16 protein-coding genes are annotated in these 17,763 nt (G+C 45.0%); 9 read left to right on the top strand and 7 right to left on the bottom strand.

Annotated features, from left to right (window positions below; genetic code table 11):
* The first annotated feature begins 305 nt into the window (after positions 1–305).
* The 3 genes from ABIX36_RS09170 (at position 306) to ABIX36_RS09160 (ending at position 5,325) form a co-directional block, all read left to right on the top strand.
* Positions 306–2,609: a glycoside hydrolase family 65 protein gene (locus ABIX36_RS09170; protein WP_348081862.1), complete on the top strand. Its 2,304-nt coding sequence runs from the start codon at positions 306–308 to the stop codon at positions 2,607–2,609.
* A gap of 25 nt (positions 2,610–2,634) precedes the next feature.
* A complete protein-coding gene (locus tag ABIX36_RS09165; protein WP_348081861.1) occupies positions 2,635–3,435 on the top strand; it encodes a hypothetical protein in 801 nt (266 codons plus the stop codon).
* A gap of 171 nt (positions 3,436–3,606) precedes the next feature.
* Positions 3,607–5,325 carry an alpha-amylase family glycosyl hydrolase gene (locus ABIX36_RS09160; RefSeq protein ID WP_348081860.1) on the top strand — a complete coding sequence of 573 codons (1,719 nt, stop codon included), beginning with the start codon at positions 3,607–3,609 and terminating at the stop codon, positions 5,323–5,325.
* Here the strand turns inward: ABIX36_RS09160 and ABIX36_RS09155 are convergent, their stop codons facing one another.
* The gene (locus tag ABIX36_RS09155) at positions 5,326–6,045 is read right to left on the bottom strand and encodes a TylF/MycF/NovP-related O-methyltransferase (protein WP_348081859.1); all 720 of its coding nucleotides are present in this window, start codon (positions 6,043–6,045) and stop codon (positions 5,326–5,328) included.
* Positions 6,046–6,308: 263 nt separating this feature from the next.
* Between ABIX36_RS09155 and ABIX36_RS09150 the strand changes: the two genes are divergently transcribed.
* Positions 6,309–8,723 (top strand): glycoside hydrolase family 31 protein, encoded by a 2,415-nt coding sequence (locus ABIX36_RS09150; RefSeq protein ID WP_348081864.1) that lies wholly within the window; start codon positions 6,309–6,311, stop codon positions 8,721–8,723.
* Positions 8,724–8,780: 57 nt separating this feature from the next.
* Here ABIX36_RS09150 and ABIX36_RS09145 read toward each other — a convergent pair whose 3' ends face one another.
* Entirely contained in the window at positions 8,781–9,302 is a 522-nt protein-coding gene (locus ABIX36_RS09145) for a hypothetical protein (protein WP_348081858.1), read from the bottom strand.
* Complete coding sequence (locus ABIX36_RS09140; RefSeq protein ID WP_348081857.1) at positions 9,299–9,763, bottom strand: hypothetical protein; 465 nt, start codon at positions 9,761–9,763, stop codon at positions 9,299–9,301. The genes ABIX36_RS09145 and ABIX36_RS09140 overlap by 4 nt, the downstream gene beginning before the upstream one ends.
* 100 nt (positions 9,764–9,863) lie before the next feature.
* Here ABIX36_RS09140 and ABIX36_RS09135 point away from each other — a divergent pair, with 100 nt between their 5' ends.
* The 5 genes from ABIX36_RS09135 to ABIX36_RS09115 all read left to right on the top strand — a co-directional run bounded on the left by ABIX36_RS09135 (position 9,864) and on the right by ABIX36_RS09115 (position 14,538).
* Positions 9,864–10,223: a hypothetical protein gene (locus ABIX36_RS09135; RefSeq protein WP_348081856.1), complete on the top strand. Its 360-nt coding sequence runs from the start codon at positions 9,864–9,866 to the stop codon at positions 10,221–10,223.
* A gap of 391 nt (positions 10,224–10,614) precedes the next feature.
* Complete coding sequence (gene glgB / locus ABIX36_RS09130) at positions 10,615–12,570, top strand: 1,4-alpha-glucan branching protein GlgB (RefSeq protein WP_348081863.1); 1,956 nt, start codon at positions 10,615–10,617, stop codon at positions 12,568–12,570.
* 8 nt (positions 12,571–12,578) lie between these two features.
* Complete coding sequence (locus tag ABIX36_RS09125) at positions 12,579–12,764, top strand: hypothetical protein (RefSeq protein ID WP_348081855.1); 186 nt, start codon at positions 12,579–12,581, stop codon at positions 12,762–12,764.
* 100 nt (positions 12,765–12,864) lie between these two features.
* Positions 12,865–13,761, top strand: a complete 897-nt coding sequence (locus tag ABIX36_RS09120) for a helix-turn-helix domain-containing protein (RefSeq protein ID WP_348081854.1) — start codon at positions 12,865–12,867, stop codon at positions 13,759–13,761.
* A gap of 51 nt (positions 13,762–13,812) precedes the next feature.
* Positions 13,813–14,538, top strand: coding sequence for an SDR family oxidoreductase (locus tag ABIX36_RS09115; RefSeq protein WP_348081853.1), 726 nt, complete (start codon positions 13,813–13,815; stop codon positions 14,536–14,538).
* Between the two features lie 54 nt (positions 14,539–14,592).
* Here the strand turns inward: ABIX36_RS09115 and ABIX36_RS09110 are convergent, their stop codons facing one another.
* The 4 genes from ABIX36_RS09110 to ABIX36_RS09095 all read right to left on the bottom strand — a co-directional run bounded on the left by ABIX36_RS09110 (position 14,593) and on the right by ABIX36_RS09095 (position 17,625).
* On the bottom strand, positions 14,593–15,549 hold the full coding sequence (locus ABIX36_RS09110) for a CvpA family protein (RefSeq protein WP_348081852.1): 957 nt from the start codon (positions 15,547–15,549) through the stop codon (positions 14,593–14,595).
* A 39-nt stretch (positions 15,550–15,588) separates the two neighbouring features.
* The gene (locus ABIX36_RS09105; RefSeq protein WP_348081851.1) at positions 15,589–16,038 is read right to left on the bottom strand and encodes a hypothetical protein; all 450 of its coding nucleotides are present in this window, start codon (positions 16,036–16,038) and stop codon (positions 15,589–15,591) included.
* A gap of 102 nt (positions 16,039–16,140) precedes the next feature.
* The gene (locus tag ABIX36_RS09100; RefSeq protein ID WP_348081850.1) at positions 16,141–17,019 is read right to left on the bottom strand and encodes a polyphosphate kinase 2 family protein; all 879 of its coding nucleotides are present in this window, start codon (positions 17,017–17,019) and stop codon (positions 16,141–16,143) included.
* 84 nt (positions 17,020–17,103) lie between these two features.
* Positions 17,104–17,625, bottom strand: coding sequence for a transposase (locus ABIX36_RS09095; RefSeq protein WP_348081849.1), 522 nt, complete (start codon positions 17,623–17,625; stop codon positions 17,104–17,106).
* Positions 17,626–17,763: the final 138 nt, after the last annotated feature.

Below are 17,763 nucleotides of genomic sequence, written 5' to 3'. Positions count from 1 at the left end.
GGAAATGAACCCCTGCGAAGAGCCGACCCGATCTTATTAAATCTTCATCCTCTATTTTCATACACCTTTTTTTAGTGTATAGTTATTTCAGGACGGGTCACACCATAAATCCTAAATCTTTTATTATAACCCGTAGTGAAATTTAATGAACATTGTCTTCTGGTGGGCTATCGCTCTCCAAAGGAGAGGCGCTGTTTACTCCAAGTCCTCTCACTTTTAGAGGATTATTTCAAGAGGGCTTCGCCGTTTAAGCGAGGCTTTTAAAATGTTTATATTATTTTAGCAACGGTAATACAATACCCTGTATGAAAGATTATTTTAAAGTTGACGAGTGGAAGATCATCGAAGAAGGTTTCGACCCTCATTATAATAAGGTTGCCGAAAGTGTTTTGAGTTTGGGTAACGGGCGCATGGGGCAGCGCGCCAACTTTGAGGAAGCCTACAGTGGCGAAACCCTGCAGGGTAATTACGTGGCAGGTGTTTATTATCCCGATAAAACCCGCGTAGGCTGGTGGAAGAACGGCTACCCCGAATACTTTGCCAAAGTGCTTAACGCGGCTAACTGGATAGGAATTGATGTAATGCTCGATGGTGAACAACTCGACCTGGCCAAATGTGAGGTGCTGGAATTTCGCCGGGAGTTGAATATGCAGGAGGGTTATCTTAAACGGAGCTTTAAAGCTAAAACCGCGTCGGGTAAAGAGGTGGGTGTAGAATCTGTCCGTTTTTGCAGTATGGTTGATGATGAATGTGGGGCGATCCATTACACCGTTACCCCGCTGAATTTTGATGGCGAGATCACGCTTACCCCATACATCGACGGCGACATCGTTAACAAGGATTCTAACTACGATGAGAAGTTTTGGGACGAAGTAAGCAAAGCTACCACTAACGATGGTGGTTACCTGCAATTGCGTACCAAGAAAACAGGCTTCGAAGTAGCCACTGCTACGAAAATTGTTTTGTTACAGGATAATGCGCCGTTTGAATTTGAATCGACCCCGGTAGAAAAAGAAAAATATATTAGCACAGAAATAAAGCTAAAGGCTGTAGCCGGGAAAAGTATTACGCTTGTTAAATACGCGGCAAACTTATCTTCTCAAAACCATAGCAAAGAAGAATTAGCCACTAAAGCAACGGAATTAGTTGCCAGCATTGCCGCCAAAGGTTTCGACACTATGCTGGCCGAACAAGCCGTGGCCTGGGCCGAAAAGTGGAAGAATAACGATATCATCATCGAAGGCGATGCCAAGGCACAGCAGGGCATCCGTTTCAATATCTTTCAGCTTAACCAAACCTACACGGGGGAGGACGATCGCTTAAACATTGGCCCCAAAGGCTTTACCGGCGAAAAATACGGCGGCAGCACCTATTGGGATACCGAAGCGTATTGCGTACCGTTCTACCTCGCTACGGCGGAGCAAAAAGTAGCGCGCAACCTGTTGCTTTACCGTTACAAGCAATTAGGCAAGGCCATAGAGAACGCTAAATTGCTTGGCTTTAAAGATGGCGCGGCGCTATACCCCATGGTTACCATGGATGGCACCGAATGCCACAACGAGTGGGAGATCACATTCGAGGAGATCCACCGCAACGGGGCCATTGCGTTCGCTATCTACAATTACGTGCGCTACACCGGCGATGAGGCTTACCTGGGCGATTATGGTTTGGAAGTGCTTATCGCTATTTCGCGCTTCTGGTCGCAACGGATCACCTGGTCGGCAGATAGGGAGCAGTATGTGATGCTGGGCGTAACCGGGCCAAACGAGTACGAAAACAATGTAAACAACAACTGGTATACCAGCACCATTGCGGTTTGGTGTATGAAATATACACTGGAAGTTATCGACAAAGTCAAACAAGCCGGTCAGGCTAAATATGATGAATTGGCCGCTAAAATAACGTTCAACGAAACAACCGAAAGCGACCGCTTTGCAGATATTGTTGCCAAAATGTATTTCCCGCAGGAGGAAAAACTGGGTATCTATTTACAACAGGACGGTTACCTGGACAAGGAGCAACTTTTAGTAAGCGACCTGCCCGCTTCCGAGCGCCCGCTGGTACAAAAGTGGAGTTGGGACAGGATTCTCCGTTCGGTGTTTATTAAACAGGCTGATGTTTTGCAGGGGATGTATTTCTTTGAAGAGGATTACGACCTGGAGACCATCCGCCGCAATTACGACTTTTACGAGCCGCGCACGGTGCACGAGTCTTCGCTGTCGCCCTGCGTACACGCCATATTAGCCGCTAAGCTGGGCGATGTGGAGCGGGCTTACCAGTTTTACCTCCGCACTTCAAGATTGGATATAGACGATTATAACAACGATACCGAGGATGGCTGCCACATTACTTCGATGGCCGGTACGTGGATGTCGATAGTAGAAGGTTTCGGCGGGATGCGGGTGAAGGACGGCACGCTGTCGTTTAATCCATTACTGCCGGATGAGTGGAAGGCGCTTTCGTTCCAGATCGGTTTCCGTGGGAGTTTACTGAATATCAGGATAGCGAAAGAGGGGACGACGGTGAAGAATTTATCGGATATGGAAGTAACGGTGTTGCTGAACGGGCGTAGCGTAGTGGTCAAGGGTAATCCACATATCAAAAATTAAGAATATTAAATTCAATTGATTCGCAATGGCTAAAGATTATCAGGATAATAGATGCATTTTTTGCAATGGCAAAGGATTATCAAAGCAACATCTTTGGCCTAATTGGATTGGAAATATCATTCCAAGAGAAGAGAATACAAATCATAATATAAATATTCATATAGATAATCTGCTTGATGACGTTGTGAATATAAAGCCTCAGGTTATTAATAGGCAGGGTCATGCGGGAACAAGAAAGCTAAGGAATGTTTGTACAATCTGTAATAATGGTTGGATGAGCGAATTAGAGCAAGTTAATAAGGCAAATCTTACGGCGTTGATATTGGGTCAATCAATTCTTTTAAATAAGGATGATTTACTAAATATTGCTGAGTGGGCTGTTATGACTTCTTATGTGAGAGAGTTTGAGGATTTAAAAACAAAAGCAATAAAACAGCGTGATGTCCTATATCTGATGAAAAATGAACTTCCACCTAAAAATTGGAAGATATATATCGGACGATATCAAGGAACTGAATATAAAATGAGGTATAGACATATTGGTGTGGGCTACGCGATGATAAATTCCAATTACACAATTAACATGGCTGATTACGAAGGCATGAATACTCAGTATTCAACATTTGTAGTAGGAGAATTAATAATTCATGCTTCGTGTACTTATATAGATCAACCTGTTCCAGATGTTGATGGTAAATTACTATCAAAACTTAACCAAGTCTGGCCATTGAAATATAAAAAAGAAATCAATCTCCATGATAAAGCTGCAATAACAGATATTGAAGCTGATAATATTTCAAACACCCCAATTAGCCAAAGAAATTAGACCTTGATTATCGTTAAATCTTATCTCCGTTAAAGTGAAAAACCAATAGAAATAAAGATATTGACCTTATACCGAATTGTAACACGCACTTCCTATATAATGTTTAATTGTGCATTTTATGATTGTCAATAACTTAAATTTCGCTAATTCAAAAGTTTAATAGACAACCTCATGCTATCCAACCCCGACTATAAATTAATCATCTACCAGCTGCTTCCCCGCCTTTTTGGCAATACAAAAACTGTAAACAAGGTTTATGGATCCATCGAAGAGAATGGTTGCGGCAAGTTCAACGATATTACAGATAAGGCGCTTACCGAGATCGGTAAAATGGGTTTTAGTCACGTTTGGTACACTGGTGTGATAGAGCACGCCACGATGACGGATCACGCCGCCTACGGCATTAAAGCCGACGACCCCGACGTGGTGAAGGGCCGTGCCGGTTCGCCTTACGCTATTAAGGATTATTACGACGTAGCGCCAGACCTTGCAGTGGATGTGAACAACCGCGTCAACGAATTCCAGGACCTGGTTACCCGTACGCACCTTAACGGGCTAAAGGTAATTATCGATTTTGTGCCCAACCACGTGGCACGCACCTATGCATCAGACATGCGGCCCAAAGCCGTGCGTGATTTTGGGGAGGACGACGATACTTCCAAAGATTTCACTTCGGAGAATGATTTTTACTATATCCCGGGGGAGCATTTTAAAGTGCCGGCGGGCTATAATCCCGGCGGCGATGGATTTGTATCGCCACTAAAAGACGGGCATTTTGAGGAGTATCCGGCTAAGGCAACCGGCAACGATGTTTTTAATCCCGCGCCGTCCATAAACGACTGGTTCGAAACCATCAAGCTCAACTACGGGGTTTACTACCTCGATGGGCACAAAACCTACTTTGGGCACGTGCCGCCGCTATGGTATAAAATGCACCACATCCTAACCTATTGGGCCGAAATGGGCGTGGATGGGTTCCGTTGCGATATGATAGAGATGGTGCCCGTAGAATTTTGGGCATGGATCATCCCCAAGCTGAAAGTTTCACACCCCGAGCTCATTTTTATTGGCGAGGCATACGATAAAAATCAATACTACAACTACATTCAAACGGGCGGGTTCGATTACCTGTACGATAAGGTTGGGCTTTACGACGCCATCCGCAAGCTTACCTGTAACGACGAATGGGCATCCACCTGGGACATAAACGCCGTATGGAACAACCATTGCAAGGATATCGACGCGCACATGATCCGCTTTATGGAAAACCACGACGAGCAGCGCATTGCCAGTCGGTTTTTTGCCGGCGATGCCTGGTACGCGGTGCCGGGGATGATCGTGAGCGCTACGCTGGCCAACGGCCCGGTGATGATATACAGCGGGCAGGAGGTAGGCGAACCGGCAGAAGGCGAACAAGGCTTTAGCGGAGATGACGGGCGTACCACCATATTTGATTACTGGGGCGTTCCGGGGCATCAAAAGTGGGTAAATAATGCCCTGTTTGATGGGGGAGGATTGTCCCCGCAACAACAGCAGCTGCGCGGCTTTTACAGCGGTTTGCTCAATACGGTAAAAAATAACGAAGCGCTGCGTACCGGTGAGTTTTATGAACTGATGATTGCCAATGAGCAGCAACCCGGCTTTGATACCCGGCTGTACTTGTACCTGCGATACACGGATACACAGCGTGTTTTGGTGCTGGTTAATTTTAACCGTGCCGAAAGAAACATCCGGGTGAAGATCCCCGCAGAGTTGCTAATCCAATTCAATTTGAACGGAAATACCAATTTTACAGACCTGTTAACTGGTGCTGTGTTTTCAACGCCGGATATTACGCAAGGTGTTGAGGTGAATTTAAAGGCTGCCGGCGGTTTACTGCTGGCCTTTTAGTTACACTTTACGAAAGTAGGAGTGCAGGTACTGGTTGCCGTATAGGGCAATTATTTTTTCCGGTTTATCAGCCAGGAACTCGTCGCAGGCCAGTTTAACGCCGGGTGCAATATCATGCGCAACGCCGTTCTCTGCCGGGTCGTTATAATCCATCAAAATGCAGATGGCACCTTTGCTCATCCTGGGATAAATGCTTTCCAGGCAATGCATCATTACTTTTTTATGCTCAAATTTGTCGCCGCCAAAGCCACAATCAATATGTATAAAGCAAAGCGCATCAGGGAGTTCCGCAGGCAGGGTGTCAAAAAAGTTTCCTTTGTGAATAACGGGAAGGGGCAGGTCTGCCTGCTTAAACTGGTCCTTTAGCTTCTCCAGTACATCGCCCTTAAATTTAAACGATACATCAAAGGTATCGTAAACGTGCTGCTTTTTATCAGATTGGCGCAACGATAAGGTTTTTTGAAAAAGCAGGGCGCATTGCCCCATAAAGGTGCCCATTTCGGCAATATCGCCGGGCACATTATTCACAATTACACTATCCAGCAGGTGGTAAAAATTAATTCGCTGCTCTACAGTGTTCATATCCACACTGGTATCAAGCTGATGAACATTGTAGCCGGTTTTAAAGAAGCGCAGGCCTTTGTTTACAAAGTTTATGAGCGGTGAATTTTTCTTTTTATTTACGCTAAAAGGTGGTTGCGTGATAAAATAGTTGTTCATCGTGAATAGTTGAAGGGGGTGTGTTTACAAATTTATAATAATTCGCCAATAATTCGCCTTATTACAATTTTGGCTTAATTATGGCTTGAATATTCAGTAATAAATCGTTTATTAGCTGATAAGAAGATTAACTGACGTGATTTGTACACCTTGTTTAAGTAATAATTAACAAGGTTCAAGAATATTAAAGTTTTATGAAAGAAAACGTACCTGACCCGAACCCCGAACTACTAACGGCCAGATTACTCGTAGCTGAGGAAAACATGATCGTGGACGATGAGGAGTTCCACCACTTAAATAACCCCGCAGATGGTATAAAACCCATCGTAAAAAAATACCTGGGAGTACCCAACCATGCCGAGCAGATAGGAAATAAATTCTTCTTTACGGATGGTGATGCAAGCGTAGAGGTTACTATTGTTACTAAAGAGATCATCCGCATCCGCCTTGCCCCGCACAGCGTTTTCCTGGATGAATTTAGTTACGCCGTGCCCGAATTGCCAACCAAAGCGGTGGCGTTTAACCTGAGCGAGACCGACCTGGAGTTTAAAGTATCTACCGAGGCTGTTAATTGCCATATCCGTAAACAGGATTTCTTTATCTCTTTTTCGGATAGTAATGGCATCACCACCAGCGGTGATGCTGCGCCGATGCACTGGGAAGAGAACGTAAAGTTTGGCGGCTACTACGTGTTTTGCACAAAAACCTGCGCCCCCGAAGAAAGCTTTTTTGGGCTTGGCGATAAAGCTACCGAGTTTAATCTGCGTGGTAAGCGCTTAAAGAACTGGAACACCGATGCTTACTCCTACGGCTGGAACCAGGACCCCTTGTACCGCTCTATCCCATTCTATATCAGCGTAAACGAAGGCATCGCCCACGGTATCTTCTTTGATAATACTTTTAAGGCACACTTCGATTTTGGGGGAGAAGACACCACCAAAACCAGTTTTTGGGCCGATGGGGGCGAACTGCAATACTATTACATCCACGGGCCGCACATGATGGACGTGGTAAAAAATTACCATATTTTAACCGGTACGCACCCTATGCCGCCGCTTTGGGCGCTGGGCTATCATCAATGCCGCTGGAGTTACTATCCCGAAAATAAAGTACGGGTAATTGCAAACGGTTTCCGCCAGAATAAAATTCCTTGCGATGGTATCTATTTGGATATCGATTACATGGATGGCTACCGTTGCTTTACCTGGAACAAAAAATACTTCCCCGATCCGCGCAAGATGATCTCAGATCTGGCTGCCAATGGCTTTAAAACGGTTGTTATTATCGATCCGGGGATCCGTGTGGATGATAATTATTCGGTATTTAAAGAAGGAAAAGAGAACAGGTATTTTTGCCGCCGAAGCGACGATTACTTTATGGAGGGCCACGTATGGCCGGGCCGCTGCCAGTTCCCCGATTTTACCAACCCGGAGGTACGTACCTGGTGGGGCGGTTTGTTTGACGAATTGGTTGACCTTGGCGTGGCAGGTGTGTGGAATGATATGAACGAGCCTGCTGTATTTGGTTCGGGTACGTTCCCTGACGATGTGCGCCACCAGTACGATGGTTTCCGCGGAAGCCACCGCAAGGCCCACAACGTGTATGGTATGCAAATGGTACGCGCCACTTACGAAGGCTTGCGCAAGCAGCTAAAAAATAAGCGCCCGTTCACCATTACCCGCGCAGGTTATGCAGGCGTGCAACGCTACTCTTCCGTTTGGACGGGGGATAACGTGGCTTCATGGGAGCATTTGAAAATTGGTAACGTGCAACTGCAGCGTTTATCGGTATCGGGGATCTCTTTCTGCGGAACAGATATCGGCGGTTTTAGCGGCGAGCCCGATGGTGAGCTGTTTACCCGCTGGATCCAGATGGGTACCTTTTCGCCATTTATGCGCGCGCACTCGGCCGGTGATACCAAGGAACGCGAGCCGTGGAGCTTTGGCGAGCCATTCACTACCATCAACCGTAAATTTATTGAGTTAAGATACAAGTTGTTACCTTACTTATACTCGGCATTCTGGGAACATCACCGTTACGGTTTCCCTATATTGCGGCCTATTGTAATGCATGAGCAGGAAACCGTTGCCAACCACTTCAGGCAGGACGAGTTTACTTATGGCGATAAGATATTGATCTGCCCTGTGTTAGAACCCGGCCAAACCAGCCGCATGGTTTACCTGCCTAAGGGCAAATGGTACCACTTCTGGAGCCTGGAAATGGTAGAGGGCGGACAGGAAGTACATGTAGCTACGCCGCTGGATACCATACCGATGTTTGTAAAAGCAGGGTCGGTAATACCCGAATATCCGGTGATGCAGTACACCAGCGAGAAGCCGATAGAAGAGGTGAAACTGAACATCTACTACAGCGATTACGAGGTAAACTCCTTCCTGTTTGAAGATTACGGCGAAACATTTGCCTACGAGCAGGATATTTACTTAGAGAAGAAATTCATTGTAAAAGGTACCGCCAAAAGCCTCAGCATAAAACAAAGCATGGAGGGCCTGTACACGCCCCGTTACGATGGATATCATATTAAAATAAACGGTCTGCCGTTTAAACCATCAAAAATTATGGCCGATGGTAAGGAGATAAAAGAAGTATCGGTAAACCCCGATAAAACCTACGAGTTTAAGTTTAGTAAAAACTTTAAACAGATAGAGATATTGAAATAGTGTAAGGCCCCGAAAGGGGCCTTTTTTGATATTAGCAATTCGATTGGATCCGTGTTATTAAACTAATTGCAGGCTATGCTTAACATATTGGCTTTCTTTGTCCCTTAATGTTTTATCTGTTTTAAGTTGATGCCCTTTTTCTTTTTCTAATAATTTAAACCAGTCGATAGCCGGGATAGTATTGTTTGAGTGTAATTCGAGCCTTATCATGAGGCTTTCGTTAGGCTCTCTCCGATTTTTAAGGATTTGGCTCAATTGCGTTTCATGTATCTGTATATCAGCAGCAAATTCCTTTTTTTTACGGTCGGTTAATTGTAAATATAGTTCAAGGAAATAACCAAATGTATACTGTGGGTTATAATTCTCTCCATCTATGTAATCTTCTAACCGGAATTTTAATTGTATTAGCTTTAGGTTTAGCTGTTCCGGACCTGTCATTGCTGCTCTGCGGTTTGCCCGGTGGTTATTCAGCTGAATATTTGCTTCAAGTTGCTGTTTGGGGCTAAGTTTTACAGGGAAAACAAAGGCTTCCGCAATTTCATCGCGTGTATATTGTTCAATTACTTTTTTCTTGCTCATGATAGATATTCTTTAACTAACCGTAATAATGGTGCATCTTCTAAATACAATTGCCACCCTGCATCAATCATTCCATATTTGCGGATGTAACTCTGTTTAAGTTCAGTTTTTGGGATTAGGGATAACGCAGGGTAGTTTTGAAATTTTCGTATGGCTTCACGTCCCGCAAATGCTATCAGACAACCGGCGATGCGGTCAAACTGTTTGTTTTTACCAACGTTTTCGGCAGATACTGCGAGTAGTTTTATTTCTATCCGCTCTTCTGGATGGGCTACCAATGCTATCAATCCCAAAATATCTTTACTGTTGGCCAATGTCAACTTAAAGATACTCGACTCATCTTTCAATTTCTTCCAATTAAAGAAATAACGCTTAACCGTAAGTTTTTTAAAATCAACATCTTCTATCGGGCTTACAAGAACGACATGGCGTTCATTATTTTCCTTCAAGATAATGTGCATTACTCAAATATAAATAAAATTTACCAAAAATGTAAATTTTATTTCGCAACTTTCAACAATCATTCTATTAAAATATCCGCCATATTTGAAGAAAAAAACAATGCTCAGGAAGATTTTAGCTGTGATAGCCGGTTACATGGTTTTTGCCATCAGTTCGGTTCTGTTGTTCAATTTAACGCACCATCATCCGCACCAGGATGCGCCGTTTAATTTTAAGCTGATCACCATAGCCTACGGTGTTTGCTTTTCTATCCTTGCGGGAGCTGTTGTGCAACTCATCGCGAAGCAAAATAAGCTTGGGTTAAATTTTATACTGGCTTGTATGATGTTTGCGTTCGCGGGCATCTCCATGGCGGTATCCGGTGGCAGCCACTGGACGCAGTTGTTCGCTATGTTTATTTTCGCGCCGGTATCTATATTGGGCGGTTACCTGAAAAACAAAGGTACGTTTAGCAAATAATCATCAGTAATAAGTCCACAGTACTTCTCTGCGGCTACTCAGCGCCCTCTGCGGTTAAAATGAGCCGTCTTTTTTGTTTTAAATAAACAACTCCTGCTAATGTATGTTCAATAATTATATATTTGAACAACAGGAATTATTCCTGCAACCAACTAACCTAAGTGCTTAAGGGCGCTACCTGACTATGGCAAAGAAAACAACAATTACCGGGGCCGAATCATCCGAATCGAAACTTATAAAAGCAGCTAAACCAAAAGCAGCAAAGAAAACCGAAGCTGCCCAATTATCCCCGGAAGCGGAAGCGCCCGTAGCGAAAAAGCCAAAAGCATCAGCCAAAAAAGAAATTGAAACGGCTGCAAAGCCCGCGAAAAAACTGGCTTCTAAAACCAAAATGGAAACCATTATAAATGCCACCACCAGCACCGAAATTAAAGCTGTTGAGCCGTATAGTCGTTTTACCGATTTTGATATCGACCTGTTTAAAGGCGGCAAGCATTTTAAGCTATACGAAAAATTTGGCTCGCATGTACTGGAGTACAAAGGCGTGGTGGGTACCTATTTTGCCGTTTGGGCACCAAATGCGCAATATGTTGCCGTAATAGGTAATTTTAACGGTTGGAACAAAGGCTCGCATGCATTGAACTACCGTTGGGATGCTTCGGGCATTTGGGAAGGCTGGGTGCCAAACGTAGGCGTTGGCGAAACTTATAAATACTTCATCAAATCGCAAAACGGTGCCGAACTGGAAAAAAGCGATCCCTTCGCCCTGCGCTGGGAATTGCCACCACATACGGCATCTATTGTGGCCGATACTTTTTACGAATGGAAAGACCAGGACTGGATGGCCAACCGCTACCAGTATACCGCGTTAGACAAACCATACTCGGTTTACGAAATGCATATCGGTTCCTGGGCCCGCAGTCCGGAGAGCCCGGATGAGTTTCTTTCGTACCGCCAGCTGGCAGAAAAACTGGTGCCTTATGTAAAGGAAATGGGCTTTACGCATGTAGAGTTTATGCCGATAATGGAGCACCCGTACTACCCAAGTTGGGGCTACCAGATCACCGGCTTCTTTGCTGCATCGTGCCGTTACGGTACCCCGCAGGACCTGATGTACCTGGTGGAGCAATTTCACGCCAATGGTATTGGGGTGATACTGGATTGGGTACCATCGCATTTCCCCGGCGATGCGCACGGACTATATAATTTCGACGGAACACACCTTTACGAGCACGAAGACCTGCGCAAGGGCTTCCACCCGGACTGGAAATCGTATATATTCAACTACGGGCGCAACGAGGTACGCGCGTTCTTAATAAGCAACGCCCTGTTTTGGCTGGAGCGTTACCACATAGATGGTTTGCGTGTAGATGCCGTGGCATCTATGTTGTACCTCGATTATTCGCGTAACGAAGGCGAGTGGGAGCCAAACGTTTTTGGTGGTAACGAGAATTTGGAAGCTGTATCGTTCCTAAAGGAATTTAATACAGCTGTTTACAGCAACTTCCCCGATGTGCAAACCATTGCCGAGGAATCAACCTCGTTTCCCGGCGTTAGTCGCCCGGTTTATACAGGCGGCTTAGGCTTCGGCATGAAATGGATGATGGGCTGGATGCACGATACACTTGATTACTTTGAACACGACCCGATCCATCGCAAATACCACCAGGATCAGCTAACCTTTGGCATGGTGTACGCCTTTACCGAAAACTTTATGCTGCCTTTCTCGCACGATGAGGTGGTTTATGGCAAAGGCAGCATGCTTGCCAAAATGCCTGGCGACGACTGGCAGAAATTTGCCAACCTGCGCTTGTTATACAGCTTTATGTTTACCCACCCCGGTACCAAATTGCTGTTTATGGGTGCCGAGTTCGGGCAGGTAGGCGAGTGGAGTTTTGAGCGTTCTTTAGACTGGCATCTGCTGGAGCATACCAGCCACCAGGGGATTAAAGAAACGGTGAAAGCGATTAACACCTTATATAAATCTGAACCGGCGCTGTACGAAAAGGCGTTCGATTGGACAGGCTTTGAGTGGATTGATGCCAGCAACATGGCCGATTCGGTGATCGTTTACATCCGTAAGGGTATAGACCCCGCTAACGACCTGGTTGTGGTACTGAACATGACACCTGTTCCGCACCAAAACTACCGTATTGGCGTACCCGCGGCAGGCGAGTGGCAGGAAGTATTTAACTCCGACCAGCACCAATACTGGGGCAGCGGCATGATCAACTACAACCCAATTAAAACCGACGCCGAAGCATGGCACGGAAAAGAAAACTCGATGCAGGTAACCGCACCACCATTAGGCGCAGCCATATTTAAACGGATAACTAAAACAAAATAACAGCAGGCATGAAATTCTTTTATTTATACCTCATAGGCGGGATAGTTGCATTGATACTGTTGATCTATCAACTAATAGTTACCTATCCCGATATTAAATATAGTGGCGCTTTGTTTTATATTATACCAACGGTGTTGCTGTTTTACATGGCCAACAAAACTTACCACGTAAAAAAGGACAAAGAGTTAATGTAGATGTTTGGAGATTGTGGTGAGGACACCACAATCAGGTTGGCTAAGACTTATTTTACTTACAAATGGCGGTACCCTCACCGCCATTTTTTAATTTTATACCATGCCTGTCTTAACTGCTCCCGAAAAAAGTGTGATCACAAATTATCCTTTACTAAACGATGATGGATCGCCGGCTATGATAATGGTGCGCGAGTCTGACGGAATTGAAGCGATAATAGATCCTGGTTTTTTGCTGCCCCATCGTAAGGAATATTATTTATTCGCCTTTGTTGAGCAGGGGAGCAGCCGCCATTGGATAGACGATGTAGCTTACACCGTTAGGCCCAATCATTTTTACTTTACTATTCCGCAGCAGGTCCATTTAAAAGAAGAAATTTGCCCCATGCAGGGTTGGGTAGCCTACTTTAGCGAAGAGTTTTTAATGCTGGAAGAGAACAGGATGCTGCGCCAGTTGCCTATTATCCAAAACCCGGCGGGTGGCCACGAACTTGTGTTATCACCGGAAGACCTCGCTTACCTTAAAGATGTTATGCGTAAAATGCATGCGGAGTTTAATTCTGCCGGTAACTGGCACAACCAGATGCTTACTTCGTGGCTGCGTGTGCTGGTGATATACCTGAGCAGGCTTTATAACGAACAATTTGGTGAAAATGGGATCGCTCAAAATCATCACCTTTTAAAAAATTTCCAGGAGTTGATAGCAAAACATTATACGCGCCAGCATGATGTTGCCGCTTATGCCAATTTACTAAACCTTACCCCAGGCTACGTTAATGATGTGGTGAAGCAGCAAAGCGGTAAAACAGCTATCGGCCATATCCATCAGCGGTTGGTAGTAGAGGCGAAGCGCCGTTTATTACACACCGAATTATCAGTAAAGCAAATTGCGGATGAGCTTGGTTTTGAGGACGCCGCGTATTTTAACAGGTTCTTTAAACGCCTTACGGATGCCACTCCAATGACGTATCGCCAGCAAATCCGTGAAATGTACAGTTAATGCCCTGCTATGTGCAGTGATGGAACCATTGCCGCGCCATAACTTTGTATCATGAAAAAACAAACTGTATTAATTACCGGCGCCAATAAAGGTATTGGGCTGGAAACTGCCCGCCAACTGGCCACAGCCGGTTACCACATCTACCTGGGCGCCCGCGATAAAGAAAGAGGCGATAAAGCCGTTGCCGAATTACACGCCGAAGGCTTAACTGATGTAGAATTCCTGCAATTGGAGGTAACAAGCGAAGAATCCGCACAAGCTGCATACCATACACTTGCCGCCAGCATAGATCATCTTGATGTGCTGATAAACAACGCCGGTATCCCCGGAAGCTTCCCGCAGCCTGCTTTAAATACCGCGGATGAAATATTTAGAGAAGTGTTTGAAGTGAACGTGATAGGCGTAGCCCGTATAGCACGCATATTTGTGCCCCTTATGCAAAACGCTCCCAACCCGCGGATAGTGAACGTAACATCAGACCTCGGTTCGTTAACTCTGCACAGCGACGCAAGCTGGAGGCATTACGAGGTGAAGACAGCTGCTTATGGCCCATCAAAAAGCGCGTTAAACAACTACACCATTGCATTAGCTTACGAATTAAAGGATAAATTCAAGGTAAATGCTGTAAACCCCGGCTACACCAAAACCGATTTTAACGGTAACCAGGGATACAAAAGCGTAGAAGAAGGTGCCGCGCCAATTGTAAAATATGCCATGATAGATAAAGATGGCCCAACCGGTGGATACTTCAGCGATTATGGCGTAACGCCCTGGTAAACCATAAAAGAAAGAAAAGCGAAGCAATCAACGTTTCGCTTTTCTTTTTTATGATCAGTTCCTGAAATTCTGTGTGATCATTAACCCATAGATGCCGCCATCTAAAATGCCTATCCCAAGCCGCCCATAGGCCGGATTGAGGATATTGGCACGATGGCCCGGCGAATTCATTAAACCGGTATGCGCCACGGTGAGCGTTTGTGCCAATGCTATGTTTTCCCCGGCTGTTAAAAAGACAATGTTCCCCTTTTTCATGCGTGCGAACGGATCGGTGCCCTCGGGTGTGTAGTGCGAAAAATAACTCCGTGCAAACATATCTACCGAATGCTTGCGGGCAACAACGGCCATCTCCGGGTCGGCTTTGAGTGGTTTTAAACCGCGTTCTTTTCGCTCTTTATTTACAAGGATAAGCATGTCGGCTTCCAGCTCGGTACGTACCGTCGGGTCTTTTACCTTGAATGGCAGTTTTATAAATTCGTCATGGCCGGCTTCCGTGTGTTTTTTGGGGAGGGTGCTGTTTAATGCTTCACTAAATACGGGAGATAGGGATTCATCCAGCCAGCTGATCCGCGCCACCAGGCGGGCTGCCAAAGTGCTATCCCTGGTTTGTTTAGAGAGGCCGTTGGTAAACGGTACCAATAACAGGATGCCGGATAATAAAATGGTCCAAATAAAGCCATTGGCAACACCGGGAATGGCGCCCAGCAATTTATTTACAGGGTTATTGTGAGCGCGGCCGGGAATCCGGTCAAGCAGGCGCACTATAATGGCATCAAAAATAAGTTTGCCCAGCAATACACCTATCATAAATGATAATGGCGGCAGCCAAAAACCGGCAAAAGGCATCAGATCGTGCAGAAAGCTGGCCAACGGGCGGTAGGCCAGGAACCCTGCCGCCAAACTACCCACCCAGGATAGTAAAGAAAGAGAAGACAATATAAAGCCCTGCTTAACACTCGCCCAGATACAGAGAAGGAAGATGAGTATTAATAAGAGGTCGATGTAATTCATTGGTTCTTTTGTTGGGTTATTGGGTGCGGGTCTTAGCTATTATACCTCGTTAGCATCAATATGCTGTATCGGTATTTCCGGCTCTAACCGGTAAAACCGGATGCTTAGCATCAACGCAAAAAGGGTAGGGAGAACCATAAGCAAAATACTCCCCAAAGAATAGTTGCCGGAGTTTTTAATCATAGAAAAGTACAAATAAAAAAACGGCACAGAAAAGAAGAAAGTAGAAACGGTGATCTGCGATTTCCGGTTATAAACGCCCGGGGCAGACCGATTTACCCGGTATGCAACGAATAACAACACCAAAGAAGAAATGCCGGTGAGAGCAGCAAGGTCCAGAAAATCGATATTGGCATAAAAACTCCAGTTACTGGCGTTTACCAACATAACCAGGCCCATACACATGTATAAGGCTGCTAAGCTAAATACCACGGATGCGATCAAAGTAGTAAGACCGACTTTTAACGAATAGATAAATACTTTCTTCATATAGAGAAAGTAAAAATAGCCGATAAAATGAGATTTACAAATGAAAATAATGGGGGGCGATATCCTCATACCCGGCGGGCGGAATAATTGCGCAAATAAAGTTTACTCGTGCTTCAACGCAGCTTTCGTTTTATCCAGTTCTTCTATCTCTTCCTTTGGCAATATGGGGTAGTTTAATTTCAGGTTTTTAAGCGTTTCCAAAATAATGGTAGAGATGGCCACCCTGGTAAACCACTTTTTATCTGCGGGTATTACATGCCAGGGGCTGCCGTTTGTGCTGGTTTCTTTAATGGCTGTTTCGTACGCGTCCATGTAATCCGTCCACCTGTCGCGCTCTTTGATATCGCCGGCGGCAAATTTCCAGTTCTTTTCAGGGTCGGCAATGCGTTTTAAAAAACGTTCTTTTTGTTCTTGCTCAGATAGGTTAAGGTAAAACTTAATGATAACCGTCCCGTTTTCGCTGAGGTGTTTTTCAAAATCGCGGATGCTCTGGTAACGCTTCTGCCAGAATTTTTTATCGATGTGTTTTACTTTCGTAACCCCGGGAAGATTTTCCTTTAAAATAAACTCGGGGTGCACTTTGGTAACCAGCACGTTTTCGTAATGCGAACGGTTGTGTATGCCGATGCGCCCGCGCTCGGGTAGGGCTTTATAATGCCGCCATAAAAAATCATGGTCGTAATCCTCGGCGCTGGGCTGCTTAAAGCTGAACACCTGGCATCCCTGCGGGTTTAGGCCCGACATGGTATGCGCTATTGCGCTATCCTTCCCGGCAGCATCCATTGCCTGGAAAATGATGAGCAGGGAATGGTTATGTGCGGCGTATAATTCGGTTTGCAGCTTTGCGGTTTGCTTGATCAGATCGCTTAACAGCTCTTCCGCGTTTTCTTTTTGATGACCTGCCGTATCAGCAGTGTCGTAATCGCTTAGTTTAAAGCTTTTGGTATCGGTGATCTTAAAGCGGTTTATAATATCTTTCATAATGGCATCATAGTAATGCGCAGATTGGCTAAAAAGTTTTAGTTATTCTTCTTATGTGGCAGTGTCTCACCGCCATCAGCTTTGCTAAAACTCATCCATATAATGTGTTAGCCAAGGAAACTTACCGTCCTCCAATTCATAAAACGAGCATGATGAATAATAGTAATCGTTAGGGTCGGTAACAAGGCTCCAGCGCTCTTGTAAAGGATTGAGATGCAGGTAGTCTAACTTCTGTTCCAGTACTTTTCTGCTGCTCATCAAAACAGCAAGCCCTTTTCGCTGCCAGAATTGATGCTCCCTATCATTGTTTTCAATTTTAAAACGAGCTAAAAGGGGGTTGTCAGTTTGCTTTAATTCTTTCAAGAACTCGTGGCCCGTAAACTTCATAAAACTCATGTAAGGCATTTCTTTACCATTGAGAGCGGTGTTTTCCCAAATAAGGTGGATATGATTCGGCATGATCACAAACCCATAAACTTTTACCTTCTTGTTATCTGCAAGCCATATCAAGCTATTTAAAACGATGTTTTTAAACTTGTCCGGCTTTAACAAATGTATCCAATCAACAATAGCAACTGTATAAAAGTATACGGTGTTTAGTTCCATAGCGTAATATAAAGAAACAAGTTTGAATTTCCTTACCGGTGAAGGGTTGCGGTGAGGACACCGCAACGGGTAAGTAATGTTTTCATCTTTTCCCATTTCCCTCCCTGTGACGGTGTCCCCACCGCCACTATTAGGGAG

Origin of the sequence: Mucilaginibacter sp., from assembly GCF_039925265.1 — a bacterium.
GTDB lineage: Bacteria > Bacteroidota > Bacteroidia > Sphingobacteriales > Sphingobacteriaceae > Mucilaginibacter.
Note: the sequence above shows the minus strand (reverse complement) of the source record. Positions and strands in the feature narration are given on the sequence as shown.